This is a genomic window from Halodurantibacterium daqingense (genome assembly GCF_042666235.1).
Lineage (GTDB): Bacteria > Pseudomonadota > Alphaproteobacteria > Rhodobacterales > Rhodobacteraceae > Halodurantibacterium > Halodurantibacterium daqingensis.
In genome coordinates, this window is sequence record NZ_JBHTFQ010000003.1 from 46,518 (window position 1) to 70,754 (window position 24,237).

Sequence of the window (24,237 nt, forward strand, 5' to 3'; positions counted from 1 at the left end):
GGGATCAACCCGTGCTTCTGCGTGATGTTCCCTCGATCAGGCCTTCGCGCCGCAAGCGGTCGCGGAGCACATCGATCTCGATCGTCAGATCGGTTTCGTCATTCTGCAAGAGCCTTTGCGCGCGGGCGGCGAAATTCGCCTCGAGATCCCCCAGAAGCGCTTCGTATTCCGCGCGGGCGGCGGGGTTCGGACCATGCGCCTGCAGGGCCGCGTATTTGACCGTCGCGTCGCGGGCGCCCTGAAGATAAACTCCGAGATAGCGTCGCACCGCCGTCAGATCGCGCGGGTCTTCCTCGACCCGGCGGAACATGGCGCGCGCGGACTGGTCGAAGCGCTGCACCCGGTCCTGCAGCGCCCGGTCGCGAAGGGGGGCAATCGCCGCCGCGATCTCGGCAAGCCGCGTCTCTGCCTCGGCAATGGTGCGGGCGATGCGTTCGGTCTGCGCGACGTCGCCCGCCGATGCCCCCTTGTCGCGCAAGGGATCAAGCCCGAAGGCTGCAAGATGCAGCGCCCCCCCGGCCAGCGCATAAAGCAGTGCCCCCGAGGCTGCATCGGCGCTGTAGGTTCCCAGGCCCAGACCCAGCGCGGTTGCGATGGCCGCGAATATCTTGCGCGGGATGGCGGGCCGCCGCGCGACGGGGCGTGCGTCATACTCCTTCTGCGCGATCACACCTTCCCGCGTCAGCCATGCGCCCAGCAGAAGCATCGCCAGGGCCAGCAGGCTGAACACCATCCCCACCGGATCTAGGAATGGCGCGCGCAGCGCGAACGGCAGGGGGGCGAAGAACAGCATCGCCGCGCCGATCCCGGCGCCCGGCCGGCGGGGCGGCTGCGGAGGGCGGGGGATGCCCGCGATACGGTCAAGGACCGCGCCGGGGCTGTAGGGTCCGCTGATGCGCCGCGCCATCTCAGCGCCCGCCCGTGAAGGCAACGAAGAGGATAAGCAGAAACAGAACGAAGAACGCCAGCCGCTGAAGCCCCTTGCCCGACATCACTCACCCTCATGCACCAGTCATACCCGGCCAATATAGGGCCGCGTTCCGCCCGCTACCAGCGACGCCGGGATATCGGACGCGGTTAGCTTGGACGCGTGGTGCCTTTGCCACGGGGCTTTGGTGCCTTGCCGGCAGGGGTCTCGCGCTGCGGCCGGCCCGATGGCACGGTCTTGCCCGAGCGCTTGCCGAAAGACTTGGCCGTGCCCTTGGCAAAGCCCTTTTCCGGGGCATGGGCCTCGGCCCTGTCACCTGCTGTCGCCTTGGATCTTGCCGCAGGCTTGGCGCCGGTTTCCGCCCGATCTGCGCCGGGCTTTGGCCCGGGGCGGCCCGGCTTGGTCCGGGGCGTTTCGGAAGGCGCGCCCTCTGCTGCGGATCTTGTGCCCCGCTTCTGCGCCGATGGCCGTGCCTTGGGTCGGAGCGGCGGCTGCGCGGCCTCGCGTCCCGCAGCAAGGCCCAGCTGGTCACGCAGGATCTTCGGGCGCACCTCCTCGACGGCGCCGGGCTGCATCTCGCCCAGCTTGAAGGGGCCATAGCTGATGCGGATCAGGCGGTTGACCTTCAGTCCCACTGCCTCCATCGCGCGGCGGATCTCGCGGTTGCGGCCCTCGCGCAGGCCGACCGTCAGCCAGGCGTTCGCGCCCTGCTGTCGGTCGATCGTGACGACCATGCCCTGAAACCGCTCGCCCTCGACGGTGATGCCCTTGCGCAGCGGTTCCAGCATCTCGTCGGTGGGCGTTCCGTTCACCCGCACCCGATACTTGCGCAGCCAGCCTGTTTCCGGAAGCTCCAGCTTGCGCTTGAGCGCGCCGTCATTGGTCAGCAGCAAGAGACCTTCGGAATTGAGGTCCAGCCGGCCAATGGACATGACCCGCGGCAAATCCTCGGGCAGGTTGTCAAAGACGGTGTCGCGCCCCTTTTCGTCGCGGGCCGAGGTGACAAGGCCAAGCGGCTTGTAATAAAGCCAGACCCGCGCCGGTTCGGGCGCGGCCAGCGGCTTGCCATCCACCAGGATCGTGTCCTTCGGTCCGACATTCAGCGCTGGGCTGTCGATTTTCTTGCCGTTGACGCTGACGCGCCCGGCCTCCACCAGCTTTTCGGCCTCGCGCCGCGAGGCGAGGCCGGCGCGCGCCAGCACCTTGGCAATTCGTTCGCCTGTCGTCCCGGCCATCATCTGCTCCGCGGTTGTTTCCCCTTCTCTAGCCGCATTCGGTGATGCGCGAAAGCCTTGCACTGCAAGGCGGCCCGGGCGATGCAGGGGCATGAGCCCCTTTGTCAGCCATATGGACCTTGCGCTGGATCAGGCGCGCGCCGCCGCCGCGCGGGGCGAGGTGCCGGTTGGCGCCGTTATCGTCGATCCTGCCGGCCGGGTCGTCGCTGCGGCCGGCAACCGGACCCGCGAACTTTGCGATCCGACCGCCCATGCCGAAATTCTGGCCCTGCGCACGGCCTGCGCCGCGGCCAGGTCCGAACGGCTGCCGGGCCATGCACTTTATGTGACGCTGGAACCCTGCCCGATGTGCGCCGCGGCCATTTCTGCCGCCAGGATCGCGCGGCTTTACTATGGGGCCGCCGATCCGAAATCCGGGGGTATCGGGCAGGGGCCGCGGATCTTCAGCCATCCGCAATGCCACCACATCCCCGAGGTCTATGACGGCATCGCCGCGCAGCCATCCGAGGCGCTGCTGCGGACATTCTTCGAAAGGTTGCGCTGATGGACTGGACCCGCACGATCAACGCCTATTGCGAACGCAGTGACGCGTCCTACTGGTCCGAACCGGTGAACGCGCTGACAAATGCCGCCTTCCTGATCGCGGCCTTCGTCCTGTGGCGCCGGGTGCGGGGGCAGGGCCTTCCGCTGGCCGAAGCGCTGGTGGCAATCCTCGCGGTGATCGGGCTGGGAAGCTTCCTGTTCCACACCCATGCGACGGTCTGGGCGGCCATGGCCGACGTGCTTCCCATCCTGGTGTTCATCCTGGTCTATATCTTCGCCGCGAACCTGCATTACTGGCGCCTTTCGCTGTGGGTGGCGCTTGGCGCGACGGCGCTGTTCTTTCCCTTCGCGGGGCTGGCGGCCCCGGCCCTGCGGGCAGTGATTCCGGGCCTGGGCGGTTCGGCGCCCTATGCAGCGGTGGCGCTTCTGATCGTGATCTATGGCACGGCCCTGCTGCGGCGCCATCCCGAAACGGGGCGGGGCCTGCTGGTCGGGGCAGCGATCCTGGCGGCCTCGATCACCTTCCGCGCGCTGGATCAGCCGGCTTGCGGGGTGTTTCCGCTGGGCACCCACTTCCTGTGGCATGTGCTCAACGCGACGATGCTGGGCTGGATGATCGAGGTCTATCGCCGTCACATGCTTGCAGCGCGGCCCGCGCAGGGCTAAACGATCCGGAACCGACAACGGAGACTTCCATGTCCATCGACATCGACACCGCGCGGCGGGTGGCGAAACTCGCCCGGATCAAAGTTGAGGAAGACAACCTGCCGGCCCTGGCAGGCGAGCTTTCGAACATCCTCACCTTCATGGAGCAGCTGAACGAGGTCGATGTCGAGGGTGTCGAACCCATGACATCGGTCACACCGCAGCGGCTCAAGCGGCGCGAGGATGTGGTGACCGAGGGCGGGATGCAGCACAAGATCCTGTCGAATGCCCCCGATGCGCGTGAGGGCTTCTTTGCCGTGCCGAAGGTGGTGGAATGAGCGATCTGAACAAACTGACCATCGCGCAGGCGCGAGACGCACTGCGCAAGCGTGAGATCACGGCGGTAGAGCTGGCCGAGGCCTGCGTCACCGCAGCCGAGGGCGCGGACCGTCTCAATGTCTTTGTTCACAAGACGCCCGAAATCGCCCTCGAACAGGCGCGGGCCGCAGATCAGCGCCTGCAGGCGGGGGACGCCCCCGACCTGTGCGGCATTCCGCTGGGCATCAAGGATCTGTTCTGCACGCGCGGCGTGGCCAGCCAGGCGGCAAGCGGAATCCTGAAAGGGTTCCGGCCCGAATACGAGTCGACCATCACCCAGCAGCTTTGGGACGCGGGCGCGGTGATGCTGGGCAAGCTGAACATGGACGAATTCGCCATGGGCAGTTCCAACGAGACCTCGGTTTACGGAAATGCCGTCAGCCCCTGGAAGCGCGCAGGCGACGACACGGACCTGACGCCAGGCGGCTCCTCGGGGGGCTCGGCCTCGGCGGTGGCGGCGGATCTCTGCCTTGCCGCGACCGGAACCGATACCGGCGGCTCGATCCGCCAGCCTGCGGCCTTTACCGGTATCGTCGGGATCAAACCGACCTATGGGCGGTGCTCGCGCTGGGGTGTGGTGGCATTTGCCTCCTCGCTTGACCAGGCTGGGCCGATGACCAAGACGGTGCGCGACGCGGCGATCATGCTGGGCACGATGTCGGGCCATGACCCGAAGGATTCCACCAGCGCCGCCTTGCCGGTGCCGGATTTCGAGGCGATGCTGACCGGTGACATCCGGGGCAAGAAGATCGGGATCCCGCAGGAATACCGGATGGAGGGGATGCCTGCCGAGATCGAGAAGCTCTGGGCTGACGGCGCGGCGATGCTCCGCGATGCCGGGGCCGAGATCGTCGATATCAGCCTGCCCCACACGAAATACGCGCTGCCGGCCTATTACGTCATCGCGCCGGCCGAGGCCTCGTCGAATCTTGCCCGCTATGACGGGGTGCGCTATGGCCACCGGGCCAAGCTGGGGCAGGGCGACGGCATCACCGAGATGTATGAAAAGACTCGCGCCGAGGGCTTCGGCCACGAGGTTCAGCGCCGGGTGATGATCGGAACCTATGTGCTTTCGGCAGGCTTCTACGACGCCTATTACAACCGCGCCCGCAAGGTGCGGACACTGATCAAGCGCGACTTCGAGAACGCCTTTGCCAAAGGGATCGACGCGATCCTGACGCCGGCGACGCCTTCGGCCGCCTTCGGGCTGGGTGAAATGGCAGATGCCGACCCGGTTGCCATGTATCTCAACGACGTGTTCACCGTGACCGTGAACCTTGCCGGCCTTCCAGGCGTGGCGGTGCCGGCGGGGCTCGACGCACAGGGGTTGCCGCTGGGCCTGCAACTGATCGGCAAGCCTTGGGAAGAGGGCGAATTGCTCAATGTCGCGCATGTGATCGAGGGCGCCGCGGGTTTTGTTCACAAGCCCGCGAAATGGTGGTAACTGCGCGGCAGATTGTGGGACAGAGGCAAAAGATGCGGTACTTCCTGGCTACGGCCTGTTTTCTGGCGCTTGCGGCCTGCCAACCTTCCGGTCAGGCGTCCGGAGGCTACAACGATTTCCTGCGCGATCGTGAGGTGCGGGGGGCAGGTGGCAATTTCTCACCCATAACGGGCGCGCCGGTCACCTCGGCCCCGCTTGGGTCGTCGCCACAGGGCGCTACGGCGCCGGGCGCCATTGCTGCATCAGGCGGGCCACGCATTTCGGACGAACAGGATTTCGAGGCCGTTGCCGCGCGCGAGTCGATCGAAAGCGATCGAGAACGGCTTGAACGCCAGCGCGCCCAATACGTTTTCATTGAACCGACCAGCGTGCCGGAGCGCACCGGCAATGAAGGCCCCAACATCATCAGCTATGCGCTGAACACCCGCAACAATCCGGGCGATCAGGTTTATCGCCGCATGAATCCGCTGCGGTTTTCGCAATGGGAACGGAACTGCAGCCGCTTCGCGACGCAGGATCAGGCGCAGCTTGAATTCCTGCGTCGTGGCGGCCCTGACCGTGATCCCGGCAATCTGGATCCGGATGGCGACGGTTTCGCCTGCTGGTGGGATCCCCGCCCGTTCCGGGCGGCCGTCCGCTAGGGTGCCGGGCGCGCTGTCGCCCAATTGTGGGCCGCGCCGGAATGGGGCGCGGCCTTCGCTTGTGGTGCTGCACTACACCGAGATGGCCACCGCCGAGGACGCCCGCGCCCGGCTGTGCGATCCGGAGGCCGAGGTTTCCGCCCACTACCTTGTGTCCCGCCAGGGCGAGGTGACGGCGCTGGTGCCCGAGGAACTGCGGGCCTGGCACGCGGGTGCCGGAAGTTGGGGTGCGATCGAGGATGTGAATTCGCACTCGATCGGGATCGAGCTGGATAATGACGGCGCATCTCCGTTCCCGGAACCGCAGATGCGGGCGCTGGAAGGAATTCTGGCGGCGATCCTGCTGCGGTGGCAGATCGCGCCCGCGGGCGTCATCGCCCATTCCGACATGGCGCCGCTGCGCAAGCGCGATCCTGGACCGCGATTCGACTGGCGGCGGCTGGCACTGACCGGGCTGTCGGCCTGGCCCGACCCGCATCCGCCTGTGCCACCAGATGCGGCAGGCTTCCGGGCCCTGCTGCGGGCGGCTGGCTATCCCGATGTTGCAGATGCAGCGCTGCTGACCGCATTTCGCCTGCGCTTCCGGCCTGGCGCGCAGGGGCCGCTTGATCCTGCGGACATGGCGCTTGCACAGGGCGTGTCACGCTTTGCCGTTGACCGCGTGGCCACGACCGCCTAACTGGGCGGGCGCGGATGGCTGGATGATCGCGGGCCTGCGAAGGCACGAGGAAAGTCCGGACTCCATGAAGCAAGGGTGCCGGGTAACGCCCGGCCGGGGTAACCCGAGGGAAAGCGCCACAGAAAACAGACCGCCCATGCCTGGCATGGGTAAGGGTGAAACGGTGGGGTAAGAGCCCACCGCGGGACGGGCAACCGGACCGGCACGGCAAGCCCCACCCGGAGCAATGCCGAATAGGGGCCTCGCGCGGTGCACGTCCGGCAACGGATACGGCCCGCAGGGACGCTTCAGCCCAGAGGCCCGGGTTGGCAGCCAGATCCCGTCGGTAACGGCGGGGCTAGAGGAATGGTCATCCAGAGGGGGTAACCCCTTGGACAGAATCCGGCTTACAGGCCATCCGCGCATAGCTGCCCTCGCGCATGATTGCGGGGTGAAAGAACCGCGCATGCGACGGCCAAATCCGCCGCTTTGCGGTTGACTCGCCGCGCGTCATGGGTAAAAGGCGGGCTTCAAGGATTTCGCGGGCGGTGGCGCCGTCCGTCTGCAGGAGAGATGACATGGCGAAGCCGACGACGATCAAGATCCGTCTGAACTCGACGGCGGGCACCGGGCACTTCTATGTGACCAAGAAGAATGCCCGCACGATGACCGAAAAGATGACCGTTCGCAAATACGATCCGGTCGTGCGTCAGCACGTCGAATACAAGGAAGGCAAGATCAAGTAGGATCTGCCATACCGCATCGGATACGGAAAGGTCGCCGTCAGGTTGGCGTTCCGTGACGGGTCAGGGCCGCACCATCGGGTGCGGCCCTTGGCATTTCGGGAACGCGTGGGACGGATCCTGATGCGGCGGGCCCTGTTTCCTGCCGGAAAGCGCGGGCGGTGGCGGATTTCCCCGAATGGCCTTTTGATGCCCCGCCTTGGCTGGGGCGGGGTGTTGTGCGGGATAATGCCGAGGCGACAGCGCGGTTTCGGCGGGCCAGCGCCGGGGGTTTTGCACCTTCCGCGCCGGGCGCCTAGGTTAGGCAAGCCCGCAGCCCTGCGCATCAGCGTTGGGGGAGGGCAGGCAAAGACAGGAGAACCCGATGCAGTTCACCAAGACCTTTTCGACCGCAACCTTCGCCCTTGGCCTCGGCCTGGCGGCCCCCCTTGCGACGCCGCTGATGGCGCAGGACGCGGTGGCCCCCGAGGCTCAGAGTAGCGTCGAGGCCGCAGGGGCGCAATTCTCGGTGGAGCAACTGACCGCCTTCGTGAGCGCGGCGCTCGCCGTGAATGAGGTTGACCAGCGCTATCAGGCGCAGGTGATGGAGGCGCAGGATCCCGCAACACAGCAGGAACTGATCGAAAGCGCCAATGCCGAGATGATTCAGGCGGTAGAAGATACGCCGGGCATCACCCTTGAGGAATACATGCAGATCGGGCAGGCGGCCGAGGCGGATGCCGAGCTGAACGCGCGGCTGATTGCCATGGTCCAGGATGCGCAGGGCACGGCCCCGGCGACCCGGACCGAATAACCGACACTGGGCGGGGGCGCGACGTCCCCGCCCGACCGGGCTGCCCTGCGCAGCCCCGGATCCGAGGGCACGACCCGAGCGTCCCCTGGATCGACCCCGCCGGACAAAGGCAGCGGCCCGCCACGCTTTCGGGCAGGCTGGATCCTGGCTCGGCCGCGCGGGCTCCGTGGCCGAAGCCCGGCCTCCAGAGGCGCAGAGGCTCCCCAGCCTCTGCGCCCTCCGACGGCAAGCGGCGCGCCGAAGGTTCCCGCCCGGCGCTGTGACAGCTCGCAGCGCCTGCGACAGCCCGGCCCTTGGCAGCGTGCTGTTCCGTTACCGGGGTTTGCGGATAGCGACGTTCGACGAAGGGGCCGGACGGGCTCTGGCATTCGGCGCGGCGTTCTGCCACGTCCGATGTGTGGCCAGCCTGCGGCATCGGTGCTGATTTGTCCGCGCCCCTGCGTCATCTGATTTACCCGCAGCGCATTTCCCCTTATGTCAGCAGCAATGACAGGGACAGTGACGCTTCCGATCTGGCTCGTGGTGCTGGCCCTGCTGTTTGCGGCGGTCGCAGTGCTCGACCGGATGCTTGTGCCTTCGGTGCGCTGGTTCTTCCGCCGCCGGATGGAACGTGCGGTTGCCGAGCTGAACAAGCGGCTGATCCGGCCCATTCGCCCTTTCAAGCTGATGCGTCGGCAGGACATGATCGTCCGGCTCAGCTATGATCCGCAGGTGATGGAGGCAGTCGTCGATTACGCCCGTGAAAAGGGGATGCCCGAAAGCGTCGCCTTTCAGCAGGCCCGCCGCTATGCACGGGAAATCGTCCCGGGCTTTTCGGCGGCAACCTATTTCGGCTTCGCCATCCGCGTCGCGCGCTGGCTGTCGCGGCTTCTGTATCGCGTTCGGCTTGGTCAATATGACGAGGCGGCGTTCCGCGCGATCGACCCGCAGGCGACGGTTATCTTCGTGATGAACCACCGGTCGAACATGGATTACGTGCTGGTCACCTATTTGGTGGCGGAACGCTCCACCCTGTCCTATGCCGTGGGGGAATGGGCCCGTGTATGGCCGCTGCAACGGCTTGTGCGGGCGATGGGCGCCTATTTCATCCGGCGGCGCTACATGAACCCGCTCTACCGCCGTGTCCTTGCGCGCTATGTCCAGATGGCCACGGCCGAGGGGGTCACCCAGGCGATCTTCCCGGAAGGTGGCCTGAGCCGCACAGGCGCCGTGGGCGAGGCGAAGAAGGGACTTTTGCATTATATCCTGACGGGGTTCGATCCACATGACGGAAAGGACGTCGTCTTCGTGCCCGTCGCGCTGAACTATGACCGCGTGATCGAGGATCGGGCGCTCATCGAGGCCGCCACGACGGGGCGGTCCCGTTTCCAGGTGCGTCCGCGCCTGATCCTCGGCTACGCGCTTCGGCTGGTGGTGTTGCGCTTGCGCGGGCAGTTCCATCGCTTTGGCTATGCGGCCGTCAGTTTTGGTGCACCCTTGTCGCTGGGGGAATTCGTCGCCACGCGGCCCGGCCTTCAGACCGATGCGCTGGCGCATACCCTGATGAAGCGCATTCGGGAAGTGATGCCCGTCCTGCCGGTGCCGCTGCTGGCCGCCCTCATTCTGCGCCACGACGGTCAGGCAAGCGAGGCAAGGCTGCAGGAGGATTACCTGACGTGCCTGGGGAAACTGCCGGGGGCTGGTGCGCTCGCGGCTGATCCACCGACCGAGACCTTCGCCCGCGCACTTGCGACCCTGCAGAAGCGCGGTCTTGTCCGCGCCGAGGCCGGGCTGGTGACGGTGGTGCCGTCCGAGGAAAGCCTGCTGGGGTATTATGCGGCCTCGGTCGCGCATCTGCTTGAGGACACCCCATCCTCCGCAGCAACGTGATGCGGGTCTGGCGCAATTGGTCGTTTCGTGCCTGATTCGCGGGCTGCTCTTCCAGGTTCGGCCTCCTCAAAGCTGCTGGTGCCCCCCGAAGGGCCGTTATACTGTCCTCCCATGACGCTTCCTGCCGTGACCTTTTCCGAAGACCAGGCTGCCGCCCACGACCGTGTTGCCGCGGTGCTTGACCGTGCCGGAATCGATCTGCTTCAGGGCGCCCTGAGCCCGGCCGCGGATGCGGATGCCTCGGTTCTCGCGATTCTGGGCAAGGCCGGATCGGGCAAGACGATGCTTCTGGCCGCGCTGACCAAGGCCCTGACCGAGGCGGGGGTCGAGATCGTCTCGGGGGATTACGAGGGGCGACGACGCAAGGAACGGCGGACGCTGGCAATCCTTGCACCCACCAACAAGGCGGCAAGCGTCCTGCGCAACCGGGGCGTTCCCGCGACCACCATTCACCGCATCCTCTATACGCCGGTCTATGACCCCGAGTATGAAAGGATTGCGGAATGGCTCGCCGGGTCGGGTGACCGGCCGGTAATCGAGGGGCTCAGCGACCAGGCGCTTGACCGCGCGAAAGCGTTCTATGACACCGTCAAGTCGATCCCGGGAGCGCTGGCCTCGGCAGGTTTGCGCGGTTCGGATTTCATCCGTGGATGGAAGCGACGGGAAGAGCCGCTCGATATCGGCTTTGTCGATGAAAGCTCGATGCTGGATGAACGTCAGTTCGAGGATCTGAAAGAGATCTTTCCGACCCTGATCCTGTTCGGAGATCCCGCGCAGCTTGCGCCTGTCGGCCTCTCGGGCGACATGGCGTTTGACCGGCTTCCGAAGGCGCAGCAGTTGCGCCTGAACCGCATTCACCGCCAGGCGCAGGACAATCCTATCCTGGACCTTGCCCATGCGCTGTCCGACGAAACGCTGAGCTTCGAGGCCTTCGAGCGCATGATCGAGGATGCCGCCCGCCGGGACGATCGCGTTATCGTGGCCGAGCGGGTCGAGGCGGGGATGATGGCCCGCAGCCCGGTGCTTGTGTGGCGCAACGCCACCCGGATCCGGCTGATCACCGCCTTCCGCGCCGCCTATGGTGCGCCGGCCGACGCGCTTCTGCCCGGCGAGCCGCTGATCTGCGACGGCATCGAACTGCCCTTGAAGCATCGCAAGAAGCGCATCGACCTTGAGGCGCGGGGGCTTATCAAGGGCGCGCAGGTGATCTACCTCGGCCCGGGCCGCAAGCCAGGATTTTCCCGCCTGCATGTGATCGGCGCCGAAGAGCCGCAGGTCTCGGCGGCCTCGATCATCAAGATCGAGCTTCCCGACGAGGAAGAACCCTTCATTCCCTTCGCTGCCCGGATGGGGGCGGCCTTTCTGCACGGGGCGGCGGTCACCATCCACAAGGCGCAGGGGTCGCAGTGGGAAAACGTGCAGGTGTTTGCCCCGGATCTTTGGGCGGCCTCGCGCGCGGGGCGGATGGAATCGGGCGTGCCGCTCTGGAAGCGGTTGGCCTATGTCGCCATCACTCGCGCGGAAGAACGCCTGTTCTGGGTGACCCGCAACCGGCTGGCGCGCCCGACCGAACCGCTTTCGGTCGAGGACCTTCGGCAATCGGCCGCGCCGCTTGAGCTTGAAACGGACGCCTGATGGCCTTTGCTTCCCGGCACGTTGCGCCTAATCTGGACGAAACCCCAATCTGAACGAAACTCCAGTCTGAACGAAACCAAGGAGATCCCATGCGCTGTGTTTTCGTCCAGTTCCGCTGTGTTCCCGGCAAGACCTATGAGGTCGCCGACGAGATCTATGACCGCGAGATCGTCTCGGAGCTCTATTCCACCTCGGGCGAATGGGACCTCATCGCCAAGGTCTATATCCCCGAGGGCGAGGATGTCGGCCAGTATCTGAACCGGGTGCTGTTCGACATTCCCGGGATCAACCGCACGCTGACCACGATGACCTTCCGCGCCTTCTAGCCGCGCGCGTAACGGAACAGCGCCGAGGCCCCCCAGCCCGCCGCCACCGCCACGATCAGCGAGAGCAGCCCGTAAAGGAACGGCTGTTCGTGCGCGAGCACGAAGATCCAGCGTTCGAGCCCAACCTTCTGCACATGAATCGCGGTTTCGTGGCTATCGATAACGCGTCCGTCACGCGTCAGGAAGATGCGGGTGAGGTAGGTTCCCTCGGTCAGATTCGAGGGCAGCGAGATGCGGGCGCGGAACAGCGTGTCGCGGTCGAGGACGACCGCGTTTTCGAGGTGCTGGTACAGGCCACGTTCGCTGCGGATACGGATCAGGGCTTCGGTGAACAACGGCGCGTCAGACACCTGCGCCCCGATGGCCCGGATTGCACGGGGGATCGAGATGCCGTGGCGCAGATCCTCGGTGTTTGTCAGAACATCCGGCAGCGGTGCCGAGCTTGCCACCGCATAGAAACTGGGGGCGCGATCCACGAAGACGGCATCGTTGTTCACCCAGATTCCAAGCATCCGTTCCTTTCGGTGCACCGTCAGCGGTCCCGAGGGGCCTTCGATCGTCACGATCACGCCCAGGATGCCGTCGGGCGCCGGCGCTTCGCGGCGAACGGCCCCGAAGACGAGGATTTCGGATCCGATGAAGGTGGCGTTGATCGCGACATTGCTTTGGCTCAGCGCGGCAATGACTTCCTCCTCCCGTTCCTGTGCCTGTGCAGGCGCGGCCAGGAGAAGAAGCAGAAGAACTGGAAGCCACCGCATCAGTGCCGCCCCGGAACGGTGATGGTGTAAAGCTCATCCGGCCGAAGCAGCAGATCAAGCCCGATCTTGCCGGCCACCGCCAGCACCAGAAGCGCCAGCAGGATGCGCAACTGTTCGGCGCGCAGCTTCAGCCCCAGCCGGGTGCCTACCTGCGCCCCCAGGACACCCCCCACAATCAGCAGCGCCGCAAGCAGAAGATCAACCGAATAGTTGGTCGTGGCATGCATCAGCGTCGTGAAGGCAGTCACGAAGATGATCTGGAACAGCGAGGTGCCCACGACAACCTTGGTCGGCATGCCCAGCAGATAGATCATTGCCGGAACCATGATGAAGCCGCCGCCCACACCCATGATGGCCGCCAGAAAACCCACAAGCAGCCCCACCAGCACCGGCGGTATCACGCTGATGTAAAGTCCCGAGGCGCGGAACTTGACCTTGAGCGGCAGGCGATGGACCCAGAGGTGCTGGTTGCGCCGTGTCGGCCGCGCGCCCTGCCTGCGCGCCCTGAGCAGCGCGCGCAGGCTTTCCTGGAACATCATCGCTCCGATCAACCCCAGGAACAGCACATAGGACAGTTGCACGAACAGGTCGATCTGGCCGGCCCTGCTCATCAGGTTGAACACCCAGATGCCAATGGCCGAGCCGATCAGCCCGCCGACAAGCAGGACGGTGCCCATCCGGAAATCGACCGTCTTCCGCCGCAGATGTGCCAGCACGCCCGAGACGGACGAGGCAACAACCTGGTTCGCCCCGGTGGCGACCGCAACGGCGGGCGGGATGCCGATGAAGAACAGCAGCGGCGTGATCAGAAAGCCTCCGCCGACGCCGAACATGCCCGAAAGAAGGCCCACAAGCCCGCCGACCCCGAACAGCAGAAGGGCATTGACGGAAACCTCGGCGATGGGGAGATAGATCTGCATCGGCCTCTGACAGTCCCTGTTGCTATGCCCAGCCTAGCGCGAAGCTTTGGCGCCCGTCATGCGCAAAAGCGTCAGCCGAGGTCAGACAGGAAACGCCGAAGGATGCGTTCAAGTTTCGCCGCGCCCAGCGGTGCCATGGCCTTGGTATGTTCGTGGCTGATGTTTTCGTCGCTCAGCCCCGCTGCCATGTTGGTGATGGTCGAGATCGCGGCAACCCTGAGCCCAAGAAAACGCGCCAGAATCACCTCGGGGACGGTGGACATGCCGACCGCGTCAGCGCCAAGGGTGCGGATCGCCCGGATTTCCGCCGGCGTTTCGAAGGAGGGACCTGAATACCAGGCATAGACACCTTCCGGCAGGGAAATGCCCTCTGCCTGCGCGGCGGTGCGCAACGCCGCGCGATAGGACGGGTCATGGGCTGCCGTCATCGGCACGAAACGTGCATCCGTCGGCTCGCCGATCAGCGGGTTCAGCCCCGAAAAATTGATGTGATCCGCAAGAAGCATCAGGTCGCCGGGCGTGACGTCGGCGCGCAGGGAACCGGCGGCGTTGGTCAGGATCAGCCCCTCGGCGCCGAGGCCCCGCAGGACCTCAAGCGGCAGGCGCATGGCATCCGCGCGCCCGCTTTCGTAATAATGCGCCCGCCCGCCAAGGACCGCGATCCGAACACCCATCAGATCCCCGATCACCAGCCGGGGGGTGTGGCCCGACACGCCCGCATGCGGGAAACCGGGAAGGTCGGCATAGTCGAACGCCACGCCGTCTACCGCCTCGGCCAGATGCCCCAGCCCGGAGCCGAGGATCAGCCCCAGCCGCACCGGTTCAGATCCCGCGCGGGCGCGGATCAGCTCACAGAGGGTTTCAGCGTTCCTTGACATAGGCCTGGCCTCCGGCGCGGGGGGGAATGGCCTTGCCGACGAAGCCGGCAAGGATGATGACGGTCAGGATATAGGGCAGCGCCTGCATGAACTGCACCGGGATGACGATGCCGCCCAGATCAAGGTTCTGATACCGGTTCGCAATCGCTTCAAGCAGACCGAACAGGAGCGTGGCCCACAGCGCCTGGACGGGGCGCCACTTGGCAAAGATCAGCGCCGCAAGCGCGATGAAGCCGCGCCCTGCAGTCATGTCCTTGACGAAACCGGCTGAAAGCCCCGTTGCCAGATAGGCACCGGCTAGGCCCGTCAGCAGGCCGCAGATCATTACCGCGCCATAGCGCAGCCCGACGACGGAGATACCCGCTGTATCAACGGCGGCCGGATTTTCGCCCACCGCCCGCAGTCGCAGCCCGAAGCGCGTCCGGTACAGCACCCACCATGTCACCGGCACTGACAGAAGGGCCACGTAGACAAGGATCGAATGCCCCGACAGCAGCACCGAATAAAGCGGCCCCAGAACGGGGACATCGCGCAGCGCATCGGCAAAGGGCAGGCGGATCGGCTGGAACCGTGCCGCACCGGACAATGACGGCGTGCGCCCGCCCTGGGCGAACCAGTGCTGGGCAATCAGCACCGTCAGACCTGCGGCAAGAAAGTTGATCGCGACGCCCGAAATAAGCTGATTGCCGCGAAAGGTGATCGAGGCAAGGCCATGCAGCGCGGACAGCAGCATCGCCGCGCCGATACCTGCGACAAGGCCCAGCCAGACCGATCCTGTCAGCGCCGCGATGGCCGCCGACAGGAAGGCTGCGGCCAGCATCTTGCCCTCGAGCCCGATATCGACAATCCCCGCACGTTCGGAAAACAGCCCCGCCAGACAGGCGAACAGCAGCGGCGTCGCCAGGCGAATCGTCGAATCGAGGATCTGCAGGATCGTTGCGAAATCCATCAGGCGCCCCTTTTGCCGAAGCGGACGAACAGTTTTTCGATCGGCATGCGGACCATGTTGTCCAGCGCCCCGGTGAACAGGATGACAAGGGCCTGGATCACGATGATCAGTTCACGCGGGATCGAGGTCCAGAGCGCAAGCTCGGCCCCGCCCTGATACAGAAAGCCGAACAGGATGGCCGCAAGGCAGACGCCCAGCGGATGCGACCGTCCCATCAGCGCCACGGCGATGCCGATGAAGCCCGCGCCCTCCACCGCGTTCATCACCAGACGGTTCGCCTCACCCATCACGTTGTTGATTGCCATCATGCCGGCCAAGCCACCGGAAATCAGCATGGCGTACATGGTGATCCGCACCGGCGAGATCCCTGCATAGATCGCCGCCGGTTCGGATTTGCCGAAGGCCCGGATCTGATAGCCAAGCCGGGTGCGCCAGATCAGGGCCCAGACGGCCACGCAGGCCAAGAGCGCGATGAACAGGCTGATGTTGGCCGGTGTGGCGCGCGAAAACGGGATGCCGACCAGCGCCAGGATCTCGTGCAGGCGGGGCAGGGCCACGTCGGCCCCGAACCGCGCCGAGGACGGGTCCATCGACCCGGCGGGTCGGAGCACGTTCACCAGAAGATAGTTCAGAAGCGCCGCGCCGATGAAGTTGAACATGATGGTGGTGATGACGATATGGCTGCCGCGCCGCGCCTGCAGCCAGGCCGGGATCGCTGCCCATGCCGCGCCGAACAGCGCCGCCCCCAGGGCCGCAACCGGCAGGGCAATGGCCCAGTGTGGCCAGGCGACCGACAGAAGCACCGTCGCCACACCCAGTCCGCCCAGCGTTGCCTGCCCCTCGCCACCGATGTTGAAAAGCCCGGCATGGAAGGCCACCGCGACAGCAAGGCCGGTGAACATGAAGTTCGTCGCGTAATAAAGCGTATAACCCCAGCCGTAGGAGGAGCCGATCGCACCGCTGACCATGATCTTCATGGCCTCCACAGGGTTTTCACCGATGGCAAGGATCACCAGCCCCGAGATCAGAAAGGCGATCGCCAGGCTGATCAGTGGCACAAGCGTCGCATCCGCCCATTTTGGCATCCGCTCCATCAGGCGACCCCTCCGTTCATTCCGGCCATCATCATTCCCAGCTCGCGTTCGTCGGTCTGGTCGGCGGGCCGCTCGCCCATGATCCGCCCGTCGAACATCACCGCGATCCGGTCCGAAAGCGACAGGATTTCATCCAGTTCGACGCTGACCAGAAGGATCGCCTTTCCCGCATCCCGCAGCGCCACGATCCGCTGATGGATGAATTCGATCGCGCCGATGTCCACGCCCCGGGTGGGCTGGCCGATCAGCAAGAGGTCGGGGTTGCGCTCGATCTCTCGCGCGAGGACGAGCTTCTGCTGGTTCCCCCCGGAGAAATTCTTGGCCGCCAGCCGGCAATCGGGCGGGCGCACGTCGAAGCGTTCCATTTTTGCGGCGGTGTCGGCCATGATGGCTGAATGGTCCATCACCAGTGCGTTCTTCTGATAGCCGGGAGAGCCGTGATAGCCGAAGGCCACGTTTTCCCAGGCGGTGAAGTCCAGGATCAGCCCGCGCCTATGCCGGTCTTCGGGCACATGGGCCACACCCGCGGCGCGGCGCGTCTGCCCGTCCGAGCGGCGGCCGGAAAGGTCCAGCGCCTCGCCGTTCAGGCGGGCGGTGCCGGTGCCGCTGGCAATCCCGGCCAGAACCTCCAGAAGCTCGGACTGGCCATTTCCGGCCACACCGGCAATGCCCAGGATTTCGCCGGCGCGCAGCGTCAGGTCGATGCCCCGCAGCCGTTCAACGCCCTTGTCATCGACAACGCGCAGGTTTTCGACCTCCAGCACCGCACGCCCGGGGCGGGCTGGGGCCTTGTCCACCCGCAGCAGCACCTTGCGGCCGACCATCAGTTCGGCCAGGTGCTGCGGGCTGGTTTCGGCGGTCCTGAGCGTGGCGATCATCTCGCCGCGGCGCATCACGCTGACGCTGTCGGTGACCTCCATGATCTCGCGCAGCTTGTGGGTGATCAGGATGATGGTCTTGCCCTGACGCCGAAGGTTCCGCAGGATCCGGAACAGGTGGTCGGCCTCGGCCGGGGTCAGCACGCCGGTCGGCTCGTCCAGGATCAGGATGTCGGCCTCGCGGTAAAGCGCCTTCAAAATCTCGACGCGCTGCTGGTGACCGACCGAGAGGTTCTCGATCAGCGCCTCGGGGTCGACGTTCAGTTCATAATCCCGGGCAAGCTGAGTCAGCGACCGGCGCGCCTTGGCAAGGCTGGGCCGCAACAGCGGGCCGCTTTCCACGCCCAGGATGACGTTCTCAAGCACGGTGAAGTTTTCGACCAGCTTGAAGTGCTGAAACACCATGCCGATCCCGGCGCGGATCGCTGCCTGGCTGTCGGGAATCTGCGTCAGCTTGCCGTCGATGAGGATCTGCCCCGAATCTGCCCGGTAGAACCCGTAGAGAATCGACATCAGCGTCGACTTGCCCGCGCCGTTCTCGCCGATGATCCCGTGGATGGTGCCTTTCTCGACCTTGATCGAGATGTCCTTGTTCGCCTGAACCGGGCCGAACGCCTTCGAGATACCGCGCAACTCAATGGCAGGGGCGGGGGCGGCAGCGTTCTGCCGCCCCGGATCGGTGTCGATGATCATTCAGATCAGCCCTAGTTCACCGGGCAGGAATCGTCGGACATGTAGTCGTGGACAACCAGTTCGCCCGCCATGATCCGCGTCGCGGCCTCGTTGACGGCGGCCAGCATGTCCTCGGTCAGCAGCTCGGCATTGAACTCGTCCACGGCATAGCCGACGCCTTCGGCGGCCAGGTTCATCATGACGACCCCGGTCTCAAGCTCGGGTCCGTCGGAGAAGGCCTGGTAGACGGCGTTGTCCACCCGCTTGACCATGGAGGTCAGGATCTGGCCGGGATGCAGGTAGTTCTGGTTCGAATCCACGCCGATGGCATAGACGCCTTCATCCACCGCCGCCTGCAGCACGCCAAGCCCGGTGCCGCCCGCTGCCGCAAAGACAACGTCCGAGCCCTGGCTGATCTGGGCCTTCGCGATTTCACCGCCGCGGACCGGATCGTTCCACGCGGCCGGGGTCGTGCCGGTCATGTTCTGGATGATGGTGACCTCGGGGTTGGCGGCGCGGGCGCCCTGGGCATATCCGCAGGCGAAACGCCGGATCAGCGGGATGTCCATGCCGCCCACAAAGCTGACTGTCCCGGTCTCGGACGCCATCGCGGCCAGCATGCCGACAAGGTAGGACCCTTCGTGTTCGGTGAAGACCACCGATCGGACGTTCGGAAGGTCGGCCACGGCATCGATCAGCACGAAGCGGGTATCGGGATAATCCGGGGCAACCTGTTCAAGCGTGCTGGCGTTCTGAAACCCCATGACGACAATCGGATTCGCGCCGGCCTCGGCCATGCGGCGGACGAATTGCTCGCGCTGCGCCTCGGTCTGCATCTCGATCTCGCGATAGCTGCCGCCCGTTTCCTGCGCCCAGCGTTGCGCGCCGTTGTAGGCCGCTTCGTTGAACGACTTGTCGAACTTGCCGCCAAGGTCGATCACCAGCCCGGGATCGGCCACGGCAACCCCGGCTGTCAGCGCCAGCGTCGCCGCGGCGCCGAGAATTCTGTGCATCACGGTCATGAAGTATCTCCCCGGTTCTGTCGGCCTGACAGCGCTTGCTGGCAGCGCCGGTATTATGCGTACCGATCTTTTGGATCAATGCGATTTAGGCCGCAGAGCCGCTGTAGGGTCAACAGGTTTTTCCGAGCCTGCCAGCCGGGTCGAGGCGCTTTTGGCGACGGAACGTTACGTCGCTTCAAATGAGGCTGGTTTCAGCGACTTGCCCATCACGATGGCGTCAGTGCAAACGCCCTCCGGCGTGCGATAGTAGCCGCGCCGGCGTCCGGTCTGCGCGAATCCTGCCGTAGCGTAAAGCTGCAGCGCCGCCAGGTTGTCGCAGGCGACCTCGAGAAACAGCGCTTCGGCGCCGCGCGCAAGGGCTGCTGCCTCGAACTGCTGCAGGAGGCTGCGGCCCAGCCCGGTGCGCCGCTTTTCGGGCGCGACCGCGATGGTCAGAAGCTCGGCTTCGCCAGCGATGGCGCGGCCAAGGGCAAAACCCTCGTTTTTGCTCAGCAGAAAGACATGCGGGCTTGTCAGGAGATCGGCAAATTCCGTGCGGGACCAGGGCCGGGGCAGGGTGAAGCACCGCGCGTGCAGGCCCGCCAGCGCATCCGGTGTCATGGCAGAAGAACCGGCGGCAGGTCGGACGGCGGCGCGGCATCCGCGCTGCGCAGGTAGAGCGGTGCGGGCCGGGGAAGCGGGGTGCGGAACCGTTCGGAGGCGATACGCGCCACTGCCTCGGCCGGCGGATAAACCGGCGAAAGGGCAGGGCCGGCGAGCGGATCGGCCCAGGGGCCGGCGCAGGCACCCACGCAGCCAATACCACTGCCGCAGAGCGCCGACGGAGGCTGTGCGGCGGCGATCAGGAAAGGTTCCGCCGCGGGCGCATCGCCCTCCAGAACTTGCCCATAGATCATGTCGCGACGTGCATCGACCGTGGCCAGCAGCGGCCTGGGCAGGCCCAGCGCCAAGGCCTCGAAGGCACTGACACCCACCGACGGGATGTTCAGCGCCAAAGCCAGCCCACGCGCGGCGGAAACGGCGATGCGGATCCCGGTAAAATTCCCCGGCCCGATGCCGACGCCGATGGCGGACAGATCGCCCCACCCGATGCCGCCCTCCGCCAAAAGCTCTTCCAGAAGCGGGATCAGGCGTTCGGCCTGCCCTTTCTCCATCTGCTCTTGCCGGGCAGTCAGCAGGCGGGAACCGCAGAGCAAAGCGGCCGCGCAATGCGCGGCCGACGTGTCGAAGCCAAGGACGAAAGGCTCAGGCGGCAACGGGCCGTACCTCGAGCACCTCGGGGATGTAATGCCGCAGGAGGTTCTCGATTCCCATCTTGAGCGTGAGCGTCGAGGACGGGCAGCCGGCGCAGGCACCCTGCATGTGCAGATAGACCACCCCGCGTTCAAAGCCGTGGAAGGTGATGTCGCCCCCATCCTGTGCCACGGCGGGACGGACACGCGTATCCAGCAGATCCTTGATCTGCTTCACGATGTCAGCATCCGGGCCGGAATGCTCGGCATGGCCCGAAGCGGCCTGCGCACCTTCAAGGATTGCGGCACCCGACTGGTAATGCTCCATGATCGCGCCCAGAACGGCGGGTTTGATATGTTCCCAGGCAACAGCATCCGATTTGGTCACGGTGATGAAATCGGTGCCGAAGAACACCCCTGCCACGCCATCAACGGCAAAGATGCGCCGGGCAAGTGGCGAGGCTGCGGCGGCATCCGGGGACGGGAAGTCTGCCGTGCCCATTTCAAGAACGGTCTGGCCGGGCAGGAACTTCAGCGTGGCAGGATTCGGGGTTGATTCAGTCTGAATGAACATGTCGCGGCCCTCCGGGGTTAGGCCCTTGATATGCGCCCGAGGCCTGCGCCTGTCAAGGTTTAGAACTGTTCTAAACTCAGGTGATCGCCTCGAGCCTGTCCTTGGGGATTTCACCGGGAACGATGGTGATCGGGATCGGCAGCGTTCCCGAGTTGCGCGAAAGCTGGGTGACCAGCGGCCCGGGTCCGTTCTTGTCAGTGCCGGCGCCCAAGACCAGCACCCCGATTTCGGGATCCTCGCGGATCTGGGCGAGGATCTCGGTCACGGGTTCGCCTTCGCGGATCACCAGTTCCGGGTTGATGCCGTGCCGGTCGCGCATCCATTTGGCAAACACCTCGTAATGCGCCTCGATCCGTTCGCGGGCCTCTTCGCGCATCAGATCCGCCACGCCGATCCAGGTCTGGAAATCCTCGGGCGGGATTACCGACAGGATCTGCACGCCACCCCCCGTGCGTGTGGCGCGCAGCGTCGCAAACCGCATCGCGTTCAGGCATTCGCGGCTGTCGTCCAGCACCACCAGAAACTTGCGCATCACTCTTCCCCCTGACTGACGATCATGGCGCGGGCACCCGAGGCTTGCAAGCGGCGCCTCAACCCCGGGCAGAAAGCGCCCAGTCCCAGTAAAGATCGCGTACGCGCCGTGTGACCGGGCCGATCTGGTACTGCCGGTCTTCCAGCTGCGTCACCGGGGTGACCTTGCTCATGTTGCCCGAGAGGAACACCTCGTCCGCGTCCAGAAAATCCTGCAGGCTCAGCACCGCTTCGTGAACAGTTACGCCATCGGCGCGCAGATTGGCGATATGCCGCGCGCGGGTGATCCCGGCCAGGAAGGTGCCGTTCGGAACAGGGGTCAGAACTTCACCATCGCGGACCATGAAGACATTGGCGCTGGCGGTTTCGGCGACGTTGCCCAGCGCATCCATCACCAGCGCATTGCCATACCCCTTGGCGCGGGCCTCGGCCAGCATGCGGGCGTTGTTCGGATAAAGGCAGCCGGCCTTCGCATTCACGACCGCCGAATCCAGTGTAGGGCGCCGGAAACGCGTGGTTGTCAGCGTGGTGGAGCGGTCGGACGGGGCCATCGGGATCTCTTCCAGGCAGATGGCAAAGCCCGTGGCACCCTCTTTCGGCAGGATGCCCAGATCGCCGCCTTCCAGCGCCCAGTACATCGGGCGGATATAGACAGCGGCGGTGGCGGGATAGCGCGCCAGCCCTTCGCGGACAATCGCGACCATGCTGTCTGTATCCACGTTCGGTGTGATCATCAGCGCCTCGGCCGAGCGGTTGATCCGCGCGCAATGGGCCTCCAGATCCGGGGCCACCCCTTCGAACAGCCGCGCACCGTCAAAGACCGTGGTGCCCAGCCAGGACCCGTGGTCTGCCGCGCGCATGATCGGCACATCCCCGTCATGCCATTGCCCCTCATGGTAGGTGCGGATGTTGCTGCCGGTCGCCATTGCGTCTCTCCTTGTCTTTCGGCGACGTTAATCCGCTTTTCGGCCGGCGGTCCAGCCCGCGCGCGGCACTGGTCCGTGTGGCAGCCGGGTCAAGCAGAAAAGACCACTATCCTGCGCCTTGCCGACCGCTTGTGGACCCGAAGCCACAGTCGCGTTCACCTTCAGTGACATCCACGTTACCCGGGGCCGCAATGCGTTGATACCGGCGTTGGTGCACTGCAGGTCAGATCAGACGCATGCAGGCGCTGGTTGCGCCGGGCCGATCAAGAAAGGATTCAGGATGCAGCAGAAACTGGACAGGCGAAGCTTGCTGGCCGGAGGGGCGGCATTGATGGCGACGGTGGCGATGCCGATGGTCGCACGGGCGGGGCAGCGGCCCGAGGGGACCGCGTTCCGCAACCTCTCCAGCTTTCAGACGGTGGATTGGCGAGATCACTTCGATCATCTGCGCCGCGGTGCCATTCTGGCCGACCTTCAGTCACGGGCGCTGCACTACTGGTCAGAGGACGGGCAGACCCATCTGCTCTATCCCTGCTCGGTTCCGATGAGCGACGAGTTCGCGCGCCGCGGTCACACCGAAGTCGTGCTGAAGCGCCGCAACCCGGTCTGGATCCCGACCCCGAACATGCGCGCCCGCGATCCGAGCCTGCCCGAGCGCGTGGAGGCCGGACCGGAGAACCCGATGGGCACCCGCGCGATGAACCTCGGCTGGCAATACTACCGCATCCACGGCATCGACAATACCGACAAGATCGGGCGGCAGGCGTCAAATGGTTGCGTCGGGTTGTTCAACCACCATGTCGAGCATCTGTTCGAGTTGGTCGAGGTCGGCACGCAGGTCAAGATGATCTGAGCCCGTGCCGCTGCATCATCCGGTGCGGCGGCATCGGTACGACGGGCCGTGCAAGTCCCTTGCGGGCCCGCCGCATCAACGCGCCACCGATGCCCGAGGCGATCAGGTTTGCCAGCCCCGCGATGAAGGCGACGAACCCGGCCATTGCATACCAGACCTCATCCGCCAGCCGCATCGTCACACGCAGAAACCGCGATTTCCCCACAAGCTCCAGCGGGCCGAGCATCCGCCCGCCCGTCGCCTCGGCCGCATTGGCCAGAAGCCGCGCCTCTTGCGGGCTATCGGCATGGCGCAGCACGCTCAACGCCTCGCGCGCGCCCAGGCTGCGCCGCAGCCGCTGCGCATCTGTCAGAAGCGCCCCGACCGGGCGCAGGATTTCGGGGCGCAGGGCACGCGCAATGTCATCCCGGTTGCGGCTGCGCGCCACAGCGCCCCAGTCCACGCCGCGCCGGATGCTGTCGCGCAACAGGGCCTGCAACGGCTGCGACAGCAGGCCTATCCGCTTTGCAAGCTTGCCGGCCCGTGCGCCCATGGCGATCGTGTAGCTGGTTCCCCCCGAAAGGGGCACCAGGGCCACCGCGCCCAGCCCGATCACTGACAGCCCGAGATCCAGTTCGTCCACCTCGGACCCGCCAAGATAGTTCCCGCCTTCACGTACCACGACGAAAACGTCCCCCAGGGGCGTAAGGATGCTTGGCGCGTGGCAGGCCAGTACGGGTGAAAGCGGACAGTGACGCGCATCCAGGGCACAGGCGGCGCAAGTTGCGGCCTTGGTGGCAAGGCCGTTGTCCTCGGCATCGGCGACGGAAACAGCGGCGGTAACCTCCGGCGGCAGGGTCAGCGATCTGTCTTCCGCCAACGCCAGAAGCGCCCCGATCGCCACCCAGTTGCGCGGATCATCCTGTAAAAGCACCTGCAGCCGCGCCGCAATCGCCTCGGGCGTGGCAGAAAGCGCCATGGCCCGGTCAAGCGCCGCGGCAATTTCATCGCCACTGCGTGCGATCATGCCGCGGCCAAGGCCGGTATCCGCCAGCCGGGTCAGGTTCAGGCCCGACAGCACAAGCGACGCCGCCATTGCCAGAAGCAGCACGGCTCTGGCAAGGCGGCGCACC

27 protein-coding genes and 1 other RNA gene are annotated in these 24,237 nt (G+C 65.6%); 13 read left to right on the forward strand and 15 right to left on the reverse strand.

What is annotated here, in order from left to right; translation table 11 throughout:
• Nucleotides 1-4: 4 nt before the first annotated feature.
• Nucleotides 5-907: a 5-bromo-4-chloroindolyl phosphate hydrolysis family protein gene (locus ACFQXB_RS06390; RefSeq protein ID WP_377400893.1), complete on the reverse strand. Its 903-nt coding sequence runs from the start codon at nt 905-907 to the stop codon at nt 5-7.
• A 170-nt stretch (nt 908-1,077) separates the two neighbouring features.
• Nucleotides 1,078-2,163, reverse strand: a complete 1,086-nt coding sequence (locus tag ACFQXB_RS06395; RefSeq protein WP_377400896.1) for a pseudouridine synthase — start codon at nt 2,161-2,163, stop codon at nt 1,078-1,080.
• A gap of 91 nt (nt 2,164-2,254) precedes the next feature.
• On the opposite strand from ACFQXB_RS06395, the gene ACFQXB_RS06400 reads away from it, so the two are divergent.
• The 12 genes from ACFQXB_RS06400 to ACFQXB_RS06455 all read left to right on the forward strand — a co-directional run bounded on the left by ACFQXB_RS06400 (nt 2,255) and on the right by ACFQXB_RS06455 (nt 11,838).
• Nucleotides 2,255-2,707, forward strand: coding sequence for a nucleoside deaminase (locus ACFQXB_RS06400; RefSeq protein WP_377400899.1), 453 nt, complete (start codon nt 2,255-2,257; stop codon nt 2,705-2,707).
• Nucleotides 2,707-3,372, forward strand: a complete 666-nt coding sequence (locus ACFQXB_RS06405; protein ID WP_377400901.1) for a ceramidase domain-containing protein — start codon at nt 2,707-2,709, stop codon at nt 3,370-3,372. Before ACFQXB_RS06400 ends, ACFQXB_RS06405 begins: the two co-directional genes overlap by 1 nt.
• 29 nt (nt 3,373-3,401) lie before the next feature.
• Complete coding sequence (gene gatC, locus ACFQXB_RS06410) at nt 3,402-3,689, forward strand: Asp-tRNA(Asn)/Glu-tRNA(Gln) amidotransferase subunit GatC (RefSeq protein ID WP_377400904.1); 288 nt, start codon at nt 3,402-3,404, stop codon at nt 3,687-3,689.
• Nucleotides 3,686-5,173 (forward strand): Asp-tRNA(Asn)/Glu-tRNA(Gln) amidotransferase subunit GatA, encoded by a 1,488-nt coding sequence (gene gatA / locus ACFQXB_RS06415; protein ID WP_377400907.1) that lies wholly within the window; start codon nt 3,686-3,688, stop codon nt 5,171-5,173. Before gatC ends, gatA begins: the two co-directional genes overlap by 4 nt.
• A 32-nt stretch (nt 5,174-5,205) precedes the next feature.
• Nucleotides 5,206-5,814 (forward strand): hypothetical protein, encoded by a 609-nt coding sequence (locus ACFQXB_RS06420; protein ID WP_377400910.1) that lies wholly within the window; start codon nt 5,206-5,208, stop codon nt 5,812-5,814.
• The gene (locus tag ACFQXB_RS06425; protein ID WP_377400913.1) at nt 5,756-6,493 is read left to right on the forward strand and encodes an N-acetylmuramoyl-L-alanine amidase; all 738 of its coding nucleotides are present in this window, start codon (nt 5,756-5,758) and stop codon (nt 6,491-6,493) included. Before ACFQXB_RS06420 ends, ACFQXB_RS06425 begins: the two co-directional genes overlap by 59 nt.
• 10 nt (nt 6,494-6,503) lie before the next feature.
• An RNA gene (gene rnpB, locus ACFQXB_RS06430) (RNase P RNA component class A) lies at nt 6,504-6,898 on the forward strand.
• Nucleotides 6,899-7,050: 152 nt separating this feature from the next.
• A complete protein-coding gene (rpmG, locus tag ACFQXB_RS06435) occupies nt 7,051-7,218 on the forward strand; it encodes a 50S ribosomal protein L33 (protein WP_022707377.1) in 168 nt (55 codons plus the stop codon).
• Between the two features lie 361 nt (nt 7,219-7,579).
• Nucleotides 7,580-8,008: a DUF4168 domain-containing protein gene (locus ACFQXB_RS06440; RefSeq protein ID WP_377400916.1), complete on the forward strand. Its 429-nt coding sequence runs from the start codon at nt 7,580-7,582 to the stop codon at nt 8,006-8,008.
• A 498-nt stretch (nt 8,009-8,506) separates the two neighbouring features.
• Entirely contained in the window at nt 8,507-9,877 is a 1,371-nt protein-coding gene (locus ACFQXB_RS06445; RefSeq protein ID WP_377400919.1) for a 1-acyl-sn-glycerol-3-phosphate acyltransferase, read from the forward strand.
• 111 nt (nt 9,878-9,988) lie between these two features.
• A complete protein-coding gene (locus tag ACFQXB_RS06450) occupies nt 9,989-11,512 on the forward strand; it encodes an ATP-dependent DNA helicase (protein ID WP_377400922.1) in 1,524 nt (507 codons plus the stop codon).
• 89 nt (nt 11,513-11,601) lie between these two features.
• Complete coding sequence (locus ACFQXB_RS06455; protein WP_377400925.1) at nt 11,602-11,838, forward strand: Lrp/AsnC ligand binding domain-containing protein; 237 nt, start codon at nt 11,602-11,604, stop codon at nt 11,836-11,838.
• On the opposite strand, the gene ACFQXB_RS06460 is transcribed toward ACFQXB_RS06455, so the two are convergent.
• From ACFQXB_RS06460 to ACFQXB_RS06515, 12 genes are all read right to left on the reverse strand, one after another.
• Nucleotides 11,835-12,596: a TIGR02186 family protein gene (locus tag ACFQXB_RS06460; RefSeq protein ID WP_377400928.1), complete on the reverse strand. Its 762-nt coding sequence runs from the start codon at nt 12,594-12,596 to the stop codon at nt 11,835-11,837. The two genes, ACFQXB_RS06455 and ACFQXB_RS06460, sit on opposite strands and share 4 nt — an antisense overlap.
• Complete coding sequence (locus ACFQXB_RS06465; RefSeq protein ID WP_377400931.1) at nt 12,596-13,516, reverse strand: sulfite exporter TauE/SafE family protein; 921 nt, start codon at nt 13,514-13,516, stop codon at nt 12,596-12,598. The genes ACFQXB_RS06460 and ACFQXB_RS06465 overlap by 1 nt, the downstream gene beginning before the upstream one ends.
• A 71-nt stretch (nt 13,517-13,587) precedes the next feature.
• A complete protein-coding gene (locus tag ACFQXB_RS06470) occupies nt 13,588-14,394 on the reverse strand; it encodes a purine-nucleoside phosphorylase (RefSeq protein ID WP_377400934.1) in 807 nt (268 codons plus the stop codon).
• The gene (locus ACFQXB_RS06475) at nt 14,378-15,343 is read right to left on the reverse strand and encodes an ABC transporter permease (RefSeq protein WP_377400937.1); all 966 of its coding nucleotides are present in this window, start codon (nt 15,341-15,343) and stop codon (nt 14,378-14,380) included. The genes ACFQXB_RS06470 and ACFQXB_RS06475 overlap by 17 nt, the downstream gene beginning before the upstream one ends.
• Entirely contained in the window at nt 15,343-16,437 is a 1,095-nt protein-coding gene (locus ACFQXB_RS06480) for an ABC transporter permease (protein ID WP_377400940.1), read from the reverse strand. Before ACFQXB_RS06480 ends, ACFQXB_RS06475 begins: the two co-directional genes overlap by 1 nt.
• Nucleotides 16,437-18,008, reverse strand: a complete 1,572-nt coding sequence (locus tag ACFQXB_RS06485; protein WP_377400943.1) for an ABC transporter ATP-binding protein — start codon at nt 18,006-18,008, stop codon at nt 16,437-16,439. The genes ACFQXB_RS06480 and ACFQXB_RS06485 overlap by 1 nt, the downstream gene beginning before the upstream one ends.
• Before the next feature lie 11 nt (nt 18,009-18,019).
• Entirely contained in the window at nt 18,020-19,009 is a 990-nt protein-coding gene (locus tag ACFQXB_RS06490) for a BMP family lipoprotein (protein WP_377400946.1), read from the reverse strand.
• Between the two features lie 165 nt (nt 19,010-19,174).
• Entirely contained in the window at nt 19,175-19,609 is a 435-nt protein-coding gene (gene rimI / locus ACFQXB_RS06495; protein WP_377400949.1) for a ribosomal protein S18-alanine N-acetyltransferase, read from the reverse strand.
• Nucleotides 19,606-20,265 carry a tRNA (adenosine(37)-N6)-threonylcarbamoyltransferase complex dimerization subunit type 1 TsaB gene (gene tsaB, locus ACFQXB_RS06500; RefSeq protein WP_377400952.1) on the reverse strand — a complete coding sequence of 220 codons (660 nt, stop codon included), beginning with the start codon at nt 20,263-20,265 and terminating at the stop codon, nt 19,606-19,608. Before tsaB ends, rimI begins: the two co-directional genes overlap by 4 nt.
• Nucleotides 20,255-20,815: a NifU family protein gene (locus ACFQXB_RS06505; RefSeq protein WP_377400955.1), complete on the reverse strand. Its 561-nt coding sequence runs from the start codon at nt 20,813-20,815 to the stop codon at nt 20,255-20,257. Before ACFQXB_RS06505 ends, tsaB begins: the two co-directional genes overlap by 11 nt.
• Nucleotides 20,816-20,891: 76 nt before the next feature.
• The gene (locus ACFQXB_RS06510; protein WP_377400958.1) at nt 20,892-21,347 is read right to left on the reverse strand and encodes a universal stress protein; all 456 of its coding nucleotides are present in this window, start codon (nt 21,345-21,347) and stop codon (nt 20,892-20,894) included.
• Between the two features lie 58 nt (nt 21,348-21,405).
• A complete protein-coding gene (locus tag ACFQXB_RS06515) occupies nt 21,406-22,272 on the reverse strand; it encodes a branched-chain amino acid aminotransferase (RefSeq protein WP_377400961.1) in 867 nt (288 codons plus the stop codon).
• A 280-nt stretch (nt 22,273-22,552) separates the two neighbouring features.
• Between ACFQXB_RS06515 and ACFQXB_RS06520 the strand changes: the two genes are divergently transcribed.
• Nucleotides 22,553-23,125 (forward strand): L,D-transpeptidase, encoded by a 573-nt coding sequence (locus ACFQXB_RS06520; protein WP_377400964.1) that lies wholly within the window; start codon nt 22,553-22,555, stop codon nt 23,123-23,125.
• On the opposite strand, the gene ACFQXB_RS06525 is transcribed toward ACFQXB_RS06520, so the two are convergent.
• Complete coding sequence (locus ACFQXB_RS06525; protein ID WP_377400967.1) at nt 23,112-24,236, reverse strand: hypothetical protein; 1,125 nt, start codon at nt 24,234-24,236, stop codon at nt 23,112-23,114. The two genes, ACFQXB_RS06520 and ACFQXB_RS06525, sit on opposite strands and share 14 nt — an antisense overlap.
• Nucleotide 24,237: the final 1 nt, after the last annotated feature.